This is a genomic window from Mycobacterium sp. E2238 (assembly GCF_001672665.1).
Classification (GTDB): domain Bacteria; phylum Actinomycetota; class Actinomycetes; order Mycobacteriales; family Mycobacteriaceae; genus Mycobacterium.
Genome location: NZ_LZKF01000134.1, coordinates 1 through 12380, shown reverse-complemented (window position 1 = coordinate 12380; position 12380 = coordinate 1). Strand labels below are relative to the sequence as shown.

Here is a 12380-nt window from a genome sequence, read left to right as displayed (position 1 = left end):
GTTCGGCGACCACGCACATTTGCGTCCTGGTATTGCGTGAGATTCCGCGGAGCACTGCCAAGGATTGCGCGGCGTCGAGTTTGAAGCGCTCGCTGATGATGTCGGTGGCTTGCGCGATGACTTCTCCGGGCCAGAATTGACTCGAATTGGCGCTGTCGGTCATTGCTTCTAGCCGGCCTGTCCGCAGTCGCCGGGTAATTCCGCAAGTTCGGTGAGCGCCCTGGCCTGTGCCCGCTTCACCGCGGCGAGCATGCGCGCGCTCAGATCCAGGCATTCCCGCTCTCCGACGCCGCGCAATCCTTGGCAGTGCTCCGCGGAATCTCACGCAATACCAGGACGCAAATGTGCGTGGTCGCCGAACAGGTGATCAACCGCGAGTTGCCGGTGGAAGCCCTGCATCGGCCGGGGCCGCCGGGCTCGTGGGACTCGTCGAGGTCGCAGGAGTCGTGGGACTCGTCGAGGTCGCAGAACTCGTAGGACTCGTCGGGGTCGTAGAACTGGTCGGACTGGTCGAGGTCGCACTACTCGTAGGCCGCGTTGGGCTCGTCGGGCTCGTCGGGCTCGTCGGGCTCGTCGGAGTCGTAGGAGTCGTAGGCGTCGTACTCGCAAGGCCCGGGCCTTCGCCACACCAGTCCGCCACATCTTTCGGGTACTGCTCGAGCGGCGGAGGACAACGCTGCCCGGGCGGGAAATTGGCGCCGGCGTTGAGTAGATCGCAGGGCACGTAGACCTGCTTGCCCTTGGGAGTGTTGGTCAGACACTTCGTCGGCGGCTCGCCATGGGCCTGGACGGGAATGATGGCCGCCGCCACCACCGCCACCGCGCCGAGCACCCAAGCAAGACGGCGATAGGTCATGAGAGCCCCTCCCTCGCTCATCTGTTACGCGTTTCGTACTGCGGTGTCGGGCGTGCCCTACGTGACATCGCGTCGTATGACGATTAAAGCCGCTCACCTCGGGCGTAATCCAACCCAGGTGTCTTGACCTAGTTGCGGCGCGTCCCCCATCTACCGCTCTGAACAGCACATTCTCAGTGGAGCTGCCGGCAATCGAATCGCCAGAAACTGGTTGTGACCTGCAGATGCTTCAGTCTCGAAGCGCATCGGCGAAGACGACTGATTCGTCCCTACAACCGGCCCGCGACGAATGTCGCCGCCTGGTTTGTCATACCCGACTGGATGTACTGACCATGCGGTGCCATGGTCACACCACGCGTGCAAATCGGATCCCCGGGCATACACATGTCGATCGTTTTCGGGGCGTATAGCGGACCAATGGTGGGAAGCGCGCCGGCTGCCATCGTCCGTGCAAATGTGCCCGACGCCGACGGATTTCCGAAGACAGCGACGGCGGCGACATGATTGGCGACACCGGGTGGCATCTGCGTGGTGATGACGTCGACCACGGCCGCACCCTGGGAGTACCCACCGAGGACCATCCTGGTGTTCGAACAGTTTGCCGCCATGGACTGGACATGAGCGCTCGCGTCATTGGCGCCGGCAGCGATGGAAGTACGGAAATTGTTGGTGGCGGGGTAGTTGACCGGGTAGACGCTGACAGTCCTCGGTCCGACTCGCGAACGCAGCGAATCCACAAATGACTGTCCGACCCCCCCGACGCCAGGGGGCTCGGATGTGCCCCGGGCGAAAACCACGTCGACGTCGGAGCAGGGAGCCGCGGTAGCGGATGGCAGGGACGAGGCGGCGGTCAGCGACGCCCACGCTGCAACGACAGCCGCGCCGAGCGGACCAGAAATCGGGTGTGCGGTCACGGCTTGCATGTCATGTCGTCGCTTCGAAGTCGATTTCGGAACGACCCTGTGGGCCGCCTTGACGGCCTCGGCGCGCCGGTCCGGCGATGAAAGCTCATGGTGGTTGCCCTTGGTGTGGTCGCCGCCCGGTTGGCAGCTCTCACAGTTGGGAGCAACGGGGCGGGTCCCAGGGGACACTTTTTCCGTAGCCTACGACGGGGCGACGTACGCAAGCCGGGACTGTTGCATGCGGCATTCGGCGAAGGCGATCACCCGGTCGTGTTGTGGACGACAGACTCCGGTCGAATGCTCGCCTGGGCCGAAGGCCACGATCTGGCCCCGCTGTTCAAGTGGTGGTCGACGGTGGTGGAGCCGGGCTGAGGCGCCGACAAAGGTTCCCGTCCCATATCTAATGAGACGAATCATGACTCAAGTTTGAGAACTGAGCGTCCGATGCCCGAGGCTCGGAAACCACCTGCGCGAGGCCGACCACATGGCATGCCATCGCCCGCGAGGCAACTTCAGCACCCGTTTGTACTCGGTGACGTAGACGTTGCCGCCGCCGTCTACCGGCCACATTCGCGGTCACAGCCACGATGCTTGGTTGGCCGGCGAACGGCAGCACGGTCGGGGCAAAGGTGGGTTCGGGTGAGGCCCGATCGCAGATAGGCGCCCGCACAGGCGCCTATACGGTGCCGAAGGCGAAAACGGTTGTCGAATCGTAGGTCTGGCCCGGGTTGAGCGTGGTGGTCGGGAAGTTCGGGTGATTCGGCGAGTCCGGGTAGTGCTGAGTCTCCATCGTGAATCCCGCGCCCTGCCGGTAGATGTGCCCGCTGGCGCCCGTGAACGCGCCCGCGATGAAGTTGGACGTGTAGAACTGCACGCCGGGCTCGGTTGTGGAGACGGTCAGGGTGCGCCCCGTCTGCGGGTCCTCGGCCCTGGCCGCTAGCACCAGACCCGTGGTGTTGCCGCGGTTGATCACCCAGTTGTGGTCGTAACCGTGGGCCAGCAACAGCTGCGGGTCGTTCGCGGTGATGTGCGCGCCGATCGCGGTCGGCAAGGTGAAGTCGAACGGTGTGCCCCGCACCGGGGCTACCTGCCCGGTCGGGATCTGAGTGGGGTCAGTCGGCGTGTAATTGTCGGCGTGGATGGTGACCTTCTGGTCATACACGTCGCGCGTGTCCTCACCCGCCAGGTTGAAGTAGCTGTGGTTGGTCAGGTTGATCACGGTCGGCGCATCGGTGGTCGCGTGGTAGTTGATGCGCAGTTCGTTTTTCTCGGTCACGGTGTAAGTGACGGTTGTCGTCAGCGTCCCCGGATAGCCCATTTCGCCTGCGGGACTGACATATTGAAGCTTCAAGCCCACGCTGCCGCTGTCGTTCTGCTGGTCGGTCTGCCATACCTTGGTATCGAAACCCGCGGTGCCGCCGTGCAGGCTGTTGCCGTTATTGTTTATCGGCAAGTGATACTCGTTGCCGTTCAACGAGAATGCCCCCTTGGCGATCCGGTTGCCATAGCGGCCGACGATCGCGCCGAAGTAGGTCTTGGCGGATCCGGTGTTGTTCAGGTAGCCGTCCAGGGTGGGAAAACCCAGTACCACATTGCCCATACCTCCGGTGCGATCCGGGACCTCGATCGACTGAACGATGCCGCCGTAGGTCAGGATTCGCACCCTCATGCCGTGCCCGCTGGTGAGCGTATAGCGGCGCACGGGCGTCTCACCCACCTGACCGAACGGCTCGCTGGTGATCGACAGCGGCCCTGCGGGTATCGATGCGTTACCGCTGCCCGTGGTGGAGTTGGTCGTCGTGTTGCTACATGCCGCCAAGCCCGCTACACCGGCGATGGCGATCCGTCGAAGCAATCGTTCGCCGCGCATGGGCGCTCCTCGTACTCGTACCGATCCCACCTGTGCGCCAGAATTACTGCTCATGATGAGGTAAGGATCGTCCATTGGACGCACCGGGTCGAAGCATTCGATCCAGGGCCATCGGTTGGCACATGAAAAGGGCCGCATCTCTGCGGCCCTTTGGTGGAGCTGCCGGGAATCGAACCCGGGTCCAACGGCATTCCCTCAAGACTTCTCCGTGCGCAGTTCGCTATGCCTCTGCTCGGATCTCCCGGTCACGCGAACCAGCCAGGATGACGATCCCAGTCGCTGTTGGTGTCCCGATGAGTCCCGCGACCGAACTCATCGGTTGATCCCTCTAGCTGACGCCAGGCTCCGGGTCGAGGGCTTTCCCGGTCTGACGGACTAGCTGTCGCTTAGGCAGCGAGAGCGTAGTCGCGCTGATGTGAATCGGCGCTTATATGGTTGCAACGACGCTTACGGTGGTCTCTTGCCTGCACCGGCACGCTTCCCTTGATTCGATGCGCGATGTCGAAACCTTTCAGCCCCATGTCTATCGCTCATCCCCGCCGATTTTCGGCAGGACAATCTATGGTACGCCGCTATCAACGCGCGGCAACGGAGTTATGTTCCGGTCCCGAGCTGCGATCAGATCACGAAGTTCAGCCGCTCGACGACCTGGGCGGCCACCTCTTTGTCGCCGCCGAGGTCGATGTCCTGCGACCGGGACGGGCACATCGGCCGCCCGCCGGCGAGCCGGGTGAACTGCAACCCGTCCAGCCGAATCGTCACCGTCGGCTCCTGGCCGCCGAAGTCGTCGACCAGTTGGGCCCGGCCATCGACGCTGATGCGGATGGTGCGGGAAAGCGGGCCGGTCAGCTCGAACAAGACCCGCGAACCCTCCGGCGCTTTGGCCCGCTTGCCGACCACGTAGCCCATCGTGCCGGCGATCTCGTCGAGCGAGAGTGCCGACGCGGCCCCAACGAGCTGGTCGTCGGACGGCGGCCACCGCAGCGCCTCGCGGATGTCCTGCTCGTGCATCCAGCAGTCGAACACCCGGACCCGCATGAACCGCCCGTAGCTTTCGGGACCCACCGGCGTCAGCGTCACGGCGTCCCACTCCTCGGCCGACATGCCCGTCAGCGCCTTGCGCCGGTCGTCGGTGATGTCCTTGAAGCGTTTGAGGACGTCCGCGCCGGATTCGGCGGCCAGGTGACGCACCCAGCACTCGTTCATCACGCCGATGTCGTGGTGGACGTGCTCGAGCGATGAGACGTCGATGTCGGGTTGGGGCGCGGGGACACCGGCGAGGAAGGATTCGGTGCCGATCATGTGCGCCACCAGCGCCTTGACGTCCCAGCCGGGCAGCGGACTGGCCGCCTGCCATTCCGCTTCCGGCAGCCCGTCCAGCAGCGCGGTGATGTCGTCCCACACCGCGAACAAACCAGCGAGCACCTCGGACTTGTCAAGCTTGGTGACAGGGCGATCGGCCATGCTCGGATCGTAGGCCGATGGGCTACCTCATCGACAGGCGCCGCCGTCAGCTGGCGGCGATCATGGCCACGGACCCCATGGCCATCACCATGCCGAACCCCTGCCAGCGGGTCAGCCGCTCGCGCAGCACCACCATCGCCAGCACGACCGTGGCCGCCGGGTAAAGCGAGATCATGATGCTGGCCAGCGACAGCAACCAGGTGTGCAGCGCCAGCAGCATGGTCACGTTGGCGCAGATGTCCAGCACCGCCACGGCCCAGGCCAACTTCAGCGGCTTCCCGCGCGGCGCCCGCAGATTCTTGCTGGCCGCGGCCATCACGAAGATCACCACGGTGGCCGAGAGCCGGGCGAACACCAGCGGCCAAAGTTTGCACGCGTGCGGCGCCTGGTGGAGAAAGACCAGGTTCAGCCCCATCGCGGAGCCGGCCAGCAGCGTCAGCCACGCGACCTTAGGGGTGAACCGATACGGCGTGACACCTTCGGCAGTGGCCTCGCGGCTCACCAGCATGACCGCGACCAGAGCCAGCACGACGCCCACCGAGGCCCCCGGGCCCGGCCGCTCCCCCAGCGCCACACCGACCGCCACCGGCACGGCGGCGTTGAGGACCGCCGCCAACGGTGAGACGACCGAGATGGGGCCGGCGCCCAGCGCGGCGAAGAACGCCCACATTCCGACGGCCATTCCGACGCCGTAGAGGCAGCCCCAGAAGACGGCGCCGCCCGCGACCGGCCCGCCCACGGCGAGCGCCAGCGCGCCCAGCAAGATTGTCTCGATCGGATAGACCACCAGCATCACGCGCAGCGCGGCTACCCGTCGAGCGGCTACACCGCCCACAAAATCGCTGACGCCGTACGTAACGGCCGACAGCTGGGCGTAAGCGGCCCCGATCAGTTCATGCCCTTGGCTCGGCGACCCAATTCACGGACCACTTCGCGCTGGGCATCGCGGCGGGCCATGTCCTGACGTTTGTCGTGCGCTCGCTTGCCGCGCGCTAACGCGAGCTCGACCTTGACCTTTCCTTCGGAGAAATACAGAGACATCGGCACGAGGGCGAGGTTACCATCTCGTATCTTTCCGACCAGGCGGTCAATTTGTGCCCTATGTAACAACAACTTTCGATTGCGACGGGGCTCATGGTTGGTCCAGCTACCGTGCTGATACTCCGGAATGTACAAGTTGCGCAACCACACTTCGCCGTCGTCGACGGTTGCGAACGCGTCGGCAAGGGAAGCATGGCCCTGGCGCAGGCTTTTCACCTCTGTACCCTGCAAAGCCACTCCGGCCTCGAACTCCTCGAGGATCGAATAGTTATGCCGCGCTTTGCGATTGGTGGCAATGATCTGTTTGCTGCCGCGCTTGCCGCCCGCCGCCTTGGCCCGGCCGGGATCTTTGGCCACAGCTACCGCCGGATGTAGAGGCGCAGCGTCGCGTAGGCGGTCAGGCCGGCCATCGACACGCCGAGCAGGAACAACCACGGTGAGATGTAGAGGATGTCGGCATAGTCGACCTTCGCGATCAAATGCGCTTGATAGAACTGGCTTAGCGCGTTGTCCAGGAACCACGCCCGCACCAGGACCAAGCCGACGACCGCGATGGCCACACCGATCGCCGCGGCCAGCATCGCCTCCACCAGGAACGGCAGCTGGGTGTACCAGCGGCTGGCGCCGACCAGCCGCATGATCCCGATCTCGGTGCGCCGCGTGTACGCGGCGACTTGGACCATGTTGGCAATCAGCAGGATTGCCCCGACGGCCTGCACCAGGGCGACGGCGAACGCGGCATTACGCAAACCGTCCAAAACGGCGAACAACCGGTCGATCAAATCCTTTTCATTGAGGATGCTGCGCACGCCGGGCTGACCCTGCATCGCCGCATCGAACTCCGAATGTTGTTCAGGGTTGTTCAGTTTGACGATGAACGACGCGGGAAACGATTCCTTGCCGGCCACGTCCTTGAACTCCGGGAACTTCTTGATCGCGTCGTTGTAGGCGTCCGGCCGGTTGACAAAGCGCACCGATTTGACGTCTTGTCGGGCATCGATCTTGTCCCGCAGCGCTTTACACGGGCCAGACGCGCACGTCGCGTCGTTGGCGGAGATGTCGTCGGTGAGAAACACCTGTGTCTCGACCCGGTCGAGATAGATCTCCCGCGAGTTGTCGGCCAACCGGACCACCAGCAGACCGCCCCCGAACAGGCCGATGGAGATCGCCGTCGTGAGGATCATGGCGGCCGTCATCGTGACGTTGCGACGCAGCCCGGTCAGGACCTCGTTGAATAGGAAGCCAAAGCGCACTTAGCGGTCCATCCCATAGATGCCGCGCTGCTCGTCGCGGACCAGGCGTCCCAGCGACAGCTCAACGACGCGCTGACGCATCGAGTCGACGATGTGGTGGTCGTGGGTCGCCATCAGCACCGTCGTCCCCGTGCGGTTGATCCGCTCCAACAAATCCATGATGTCCTTACTGGTATCCGGGTCGAGATTCCCGGTTGGCTCGTCGGCCAGCAGCACCAGGGGCCGGTTGACGTACGCGCGCGCGATTGCGACGCGTTGCTGCTCGCCACCGGACAGCTCGTGTGGCAGTCGGTTGGCTTTGCCGGACAAGCCGACGGTTTCCAGCACCTCGGGCACCACGCGGTTGATCGCGTCGGTCCGTTTGCCGATCACCTCCAGGGCGAAGGCGACGTTCTCGTAGACGGTCTTCTGCTGCAACAGGCGAAAGTCTTGGAAGACGGTCCCGATCACCTGACGCAGCTTCGGCACGTGACGACCGCGCAGCTTGTTGACGTGGAACTTCGACACCCGGATGTCGCCGGTGGTCGGGTTCTCCTCGCCGAGCAGCAGCCGCATGAACGTCGACTTGCCGGAGCCCGACGGGCCGATCAGGAAGACGAATTCACCCTTGTCGATTTTGACGTTGACGTCCTCCAACGCCGGACGCGCCGACGCTTTGTACTTCTTACTGACATGGTCCAGGGTGATCATCACGGCACGCCAGTGTAGCCGTGAATTTCGCTGGCAAGCCAAGTCAACTGGCCGGCAGCGGTGAACTAGGCGCCGGCCCGGGCCCCGGCTGCGGTAGCTGAGGCGGCGGTGTGGTGGCGCTCGTGCTGGGTGGGCAGAAGGGCGGCGGCAGCAGGCAGGGCAGCTGCGGCAGCTGCACCGGCGGCGTCGTCGTGGTCGTCGTCACCGGCGGTGGGGGCGGTGGTGGCGGCGGCGTGCTCGTCGGCGTCGGCGTGTACGTGGCGGTGGGCGGCGGCTGCTGCACGCGGCTGCGCGGCACCCAGGTGTAGTTGGGGTCGGGCACGAAACCCGGAGGTACCACTTGCTGCGCCGGCGGCTTGGGCGCCGGTTCCGGACGGTAGGTGTCGTAGACCCACCACACGACGAAGAAAGCGACGATCAACACCAAGGTCGACGTGCGAACTCGCCCGCCGAACATGTAGTGCGGCCAGCGACGGTCCGCATCCGAGTCCTCGCTGCGCTTCTCGAAGATGCTCAGGGTGAACTTCAACGCTTCTGCACCGCACCTTGCACGTCATTGTCGATTCGCTCTTCGGCGGCCTGGGCGGCCGGGACCGACGGGTCTTCCACCAGGCCCACCGTCGCGTCCGCCGAGGTCACGATGCCCACGCGGGCCAGCGCCCGAATGACCAGGACACGCAGCTGCCGGCCCGCTTCGAACTGCTTGCCGGGCAGGGTCCGGGCCACCAGCCGCAGGGTGACGGTGTCGACTTCGATGCTCTCCACGCCCATCACCGTGGGGGCGTCCAACAGCAATTCGCCCAACACCGGGTTATCCATGGCGCGATCGCATTCCTGGTGCAAGACCTCGTTGACCCGGTTCAGGTCGGCGCTCGTGGACACCGGGATGTCCACCACCGCGCGCGCCCAATCCTTGGACAGGTTGACCACCTTGACGATCTGGCCGTTCGGGATGGTCAACACCTCGCCGTCCGGCGAGCGCAGCCGGGTCACCCGCAGCGTCACGTTCTCGACGGTGCCGCTGGCCTCCGTCGCGGAAACGACGGTAAGCGTGACCAGGTCTCCGAATCCGTACTGCCGTTCGGCCAGGATGAAGAAACCGGAGAGCAGGTCTCGCACCAGCTGCTGCGCGCCGAAACCCAGCGCGGCGCCGACCACGGTGGCCGGCGCGACCAGTCCGCCCACCGAGAACTGCAGCACGTCGGCGATCTGCATCATCACCCAGATGCCGATGAGCACCACCGACACCCAGGAGATCACCGACGCCATAGCCTGACGGTGCTTCGAGGCTTCCGAGCGCACCAGCGCGTCGCTCTCGGCGAAGCCCAGGTTGAGCTGACGGGTCACCTGCTGCGCGACCCAGTTGACGAACCGGGCCGCCAGCACCGCCACGATCAGCACCATCACGATCCGCAGACCGCGGGTGATGATCCATTGCCCGACGTCACCGCGCCAGAAGTCGTGCCAGCCCAGCGCCTTCAACGAGGCGAGAAGAGTTGTATTAGTCGTCATCTTTTCGGTTGCGCCACCGGATTCCCGCTTCCAGGAACCCGTCGATGTCTCCGTCCAGGACAGCCGCCGGATTGCCGACCTCGTACTCGGTCCGCAGGTCCTTGACCATCTGATAGGGGTGCAGGACGTAGGAGCGCATCTGGTTGCCCCACGAACTGCCGCCTTCGCCTTTCAACGCGTCCAGCTCCGCGCGTTCTTCGGAACGCTTGCGCTCCAACAACTTTGCCTGAAGCACGCGCATCGCCGAGATCTTGTTCTGCAGTTGCGATTTTTCGTTCTGGCAAGTCACGACGATACCCGTTGGGATGTGGGTTAAACGAACCGCCGAGTCGGTGGTGTTCACGGATTGGCCGCCGGGACCGCTGGAGCGGTAAACATCCACGCGCACATCGCCTTCCGGAATGTCGATGTGGTCGGTGGTATCCACCACCGGAAGAACCTCGACTTCGGCGAACGACGTTTGACGTCGACTTTGGTTGTCAAACGGGCTGATCCGCACCAATCGGTGGGTGCCCTGCTCGACCGACAACGTGCCATACGCGAACGGAGCGTGCACCGCGAAGGTCGCACTCTTGATGCCCGCCTCCTCGGCATAGGAAGTGTCGAACACTTCGACGGGGTACTTGTGCTGCTCGGCCCACCGGATGTACATCCGCATCAGCATCTCGGCCCAGTCGGCGGCGTCCACCCCGCCGGCCCCCGATCGGATGGTGACCAGCGCCTCGCGCTCGTCGTACTCCCCCGAGAGCAGGGTGCGCACCTCGGTCGCCTCTATATCCGCCCGCAGCGCCTTGAGCTCCGCGTCCGCCTCGGCGAGCGCGTCCGCCGCACCCTCCTCGGTCGCCAGCTCGTAGAGCACCGGCAGGTCGTCGAGGCGTCCCCGCAACTCCTCGATCCGCCGCAGCTCCCCTTGGGCGTGTGACAACTCACTGGTCACCCGCTGCGCGCGGGCCTGGTCATCCCACAATTGAGGATCGGACGCCTCGTGTTCGAGCTTCTCGATGCGACCGCGCAGACCGTCCACATCGAGCACCCGCTCCACCGTGGTCAGGGTGGAGTCAAGGGCGGCGATATCGGCTTGACGATCGGGTTCCACAGCGGACAACGTTACCGGGACCCGCCAAGCGCATCGGCTCCCGGCGAGTGCTCAGGCCACGACCAGCGGTCATGCGTTTAGCATCGAGTCACGATCATGTGCGCCCCGCGCTGCGCGCCGACAGCCCCCCGCGCGCTAACCGGGCACGAATAGAAGGTCGAGTATGCGCCCATACCACGTTGCAATCGTCGGCTCCGGACCGTCGGGATTCTTCGCCGCGTCCTCCCTGCTGAAGGCGGCCGATGCGTCCGAGGACATCGATGTGGCCGTCGACATGCTGGAAATGCTGCCCACCCCGTGGGGGCTGGTGCGCTCCGGCGTCGCACCCGACCATCCGAAGATCAAATCGATCAGCAAGCAGTTCGAAAAGACCGCCGAAGATCCCCGCTTCCGGTTCTTCGGCAACGTGGTGGTCGGTGAGCACGTGCAGTCCAGTGAGCTGGCCGAACGCTACGACGCCGTCGTCTATGCCGTCGGTGCGCAGTCCGACCGCGCGCTCAACATCCCCGGGGAGGACCTGCCGGGCAGTGTCGCCGCCGTCGACTTCGTCGGCTGGTACAACGCGCATCCCAGCTTCGAGGAGGCGACGCCCGACCTTTCGGGCGCCCGCGCCGTGGTGGTCGGCAACGGCAATGTTGCACTCGACGTGGCACGCATCCTGGTCACCGATCCCGACGTGCTGGGCGCCACCGACATCGCCGATCACGCGCTCGAGTCACTGCGGCCGTGCGGCGTCGAGGAAGTGGTGGTCCTCGGCCGGCGCGGGCCCCTGCAGACCGCCTTCACCACCCTCGAACTGCGTGAGCTGGGAGACCTCGAAGGCGTCGACGTGATCGTCGATCCCGCCCAGCTGGAGGGCATCACCGACGAGGACGCCGCCGCGGCCGGCAAGACGGCCAAGCAGAACATCAACGTGCTCCGTGGCTATGCACAGCGCGAGCCGCGCCCCGGTCACCGCCGGATCGTGCTGCGTTTCATGACCTCGCCCATCGAGATCAAGGGCGAGGACAGGGTGGAGCGGATCGTGCTGGGCCGCAACGAACTGGTGACCGACGAGAACGGGCGGGTGTCGGCCAAGGACACCGGCGAGCGCGAGGAGTTGCCGGTTCAGCTGGTGGTGCGGTCGGTCGGCTACCGCGGTGTGCCGACGCCGGGGCTGCCGTTCGACGAGAAGACGGCGACGATCCCCAACGCCGCGGGCCGGGTGGAGGGTAGCCGCAACGAATATGTCGTCGGTTGGATCAAGCGCGGGCCGACCGGTGTCATCGGCACCAATAAGAAGGACTCCCAGGACACGGTCGACACCCTGCTCGCCGACCTGGACCGCGCGAAAGAAGGCGGCATGGCCGAGTTCCCCAAGGACCACGCCGACAAGTTGGCCGAGTGGCTCGCCTCACGCCAGCCCAAGCTGGTGACCTCGGCGCACTGGGAGATCATCGACCGCCATGAGCGGGCGGCCGGCGAGCCGCACGGCCGCCCCCGCGTCAAGCTGCCCAACCTGGCCGAGCTGCTGCGGATCAGCCACGGCTGATCAGGGGGCGACGGTGGCGAGCAGTTCGGGCGCATCGAGTCCGGTCAGCCGGCGGTGCATGGCCCAGGCGATCCTGGCGGCCTGAACCTTCGCCCGGTCCGCGGCCGGTCCGCGGTACATGTCGTCGACCGTGGCGTGCCAGATGGTGAGCCAGCGCAAGAAGTG

12 protein-coding genes, 1 other RNA gene and 1 pseudogene are annotated in these 12380 nt (G+C 65.2%); 2 read left to right on the top strand and 12 right to left on the bottom strand.

The annotated features are described in order from the left end of the window. Positions 1–342 precede the first annotated feature (342 nt). Positions 343–477 carry a hypothetical protein gene (locus A5711_RS27905; protein WP_255398245.1) on the top strand — a complete coding sequence of 45 codons (135 nt, stop codon included), beginning with the start codon at positions 343–345 and terminating at the stop codon, positions 475–477. A 648-nt stretch (positions 478–1125) separates the two neighbouring features. Here the strand turns inward: A5711_RS27905 and A5711_RS11155 are convergent. From A5711_RS11155 to prfB, 11 genes are all read right to left on the bottom strand, one after another. Next, the gene (locus tag A5711_RS11155) at positions 1126–1770 is read right to left on the bottom strand and encodes a cutinase family protein (protein ID WP_369829928.1); all 645 of its coding nucleotides are present in this window, start codon (positions 1768–1770) and stop codon (positions 1126–1128) included. A 664-nt stretch (positions 1771–2434) separates the two neighbouring features. After that, complete coding sequence (locus A5711_RS11150; RefSeq protein ID WP_067946383.1) at positions 2435–3628, bottom strand: aldose epimerase family protein; 1194 nt, start codon at positions 3626–3628, stop codon at positions 2435–2437. A 151-nt stretch (positions 3629–3779) separates the two neighbouring features. Further along, positions 3780–4147, bottom strand: a transfer-messenger RNA (tmRNA) gene (gene ssrA / locus A5711_RS11145). Positions 4148–4246: 99 nt separating this feature from the next. Then, positions 4247–5092, bottom strand: coding sequence for a maleylpyruvate isomerase family mycothiol-dependent enzyme (locus A5711_RS11140; protein WP_067946381.1), 846 nt, complete (start codon positions 5090–5092; stop codon positions 4247–4249). 46 nt (positions 5093–5138) lie between these two features. Next, complete coding sequence (locus A5711_RS11135) at positions 5139–5888, bottom strand: EamA family transporter (protein ID WP_197520781.1); 750 nt, start codon at positions 5886–5888, stop codon at positions 5139–5141. Between the two features lie 92 nt (positions 5889–5980). Beyond that, positions 5981–6490, bottom strand: a complete 510-nt coding sequence (gene smpB / locus A5711_RS11130) for an SsrA-binding protein SmpB (RefSeq protein ID WP_067946377.1) — start codon at positions 6488–6490, stop codon at positions 5981–5983. A 2-nt stretch (positions 6491–6492) separates the two neighbouring features. After that, a complete protein-coding gene (ftsX, locus tag A5711_RS11125; RefSeq protein ID WP_067946374.1) occupies positions 6493–7386 on the bottom strand; it encodes a permease-like cell division protein FtsX in 894 nt (297 codons plus the stop codon). Beyond that, complete coding sequence (ftsE, locus tag A5711_RS11120; protein WP_066952188.1) at positions 7387–8076, bottom strand: cell division ATP-binding protein FtsE; 690 nt, start codon at positions 8074–8076, stop codon at positions 7387–7389. It lies immediately after the preceding gene. Between the two features lie 43 nt (positions 8077–8119). Next, a complete protein-coding gene (locus tag A5711_RS11115) occupies positions 8120–8605 on the bottom strand; it encodes a hypothetical protein (protein ID WP_067946372.1) in 486 nt (161 codons plus the stop codon). Then, complete coding sequence (locus A5711_RS11110; RefSeq protein WP_067946370.1) at positions 8602–9588, bottom strand: mechanosensitive ion channel family protein; 987 nt, start codon at positions 9586–9588, stop codon at positions 8602–8604. Before A5711_RS11110 ends, A5711_RS11115 begins: the two co-directional genes overlap by 4 nt. Further along, positions 9578–10684, bottom strand: a complete 1107-nt coding sequence (gene prfB, locus A5711_RS11105) for a peptide chain release factor 2 (protein ID WP_067946368.1) — start codon at positions 10682–10684, stop codon at positions 9578–9580. Before prfB ends, A5711_RS11110 begins: the two co-directional genes overlap by 11 nt. Before the next feature lie 163 nt (positions 10685–10847). On the opposite strand from prfB, the gene A5711_RS11100 reads away from it, so the two are divergent. After that, on the top strand, positions 10848–12215 hold the full coding sequence (locus A5711_RS11100; protein ID WP_067946366.1) for an FAD-dependent oxidoreductase: 1368 nt from the start codon (positions 10848–10850) through the stop codon (positions 12213–12215). On the opposite strand, the pseudogene A5711_RS11095 reads toward A5711_RS11100, so the two are convergent. Next, positions 12216–12380, bottom strand: a pseudogene (locus A5711_RS11095) (cyanoglobin); the annotation flags it as partial.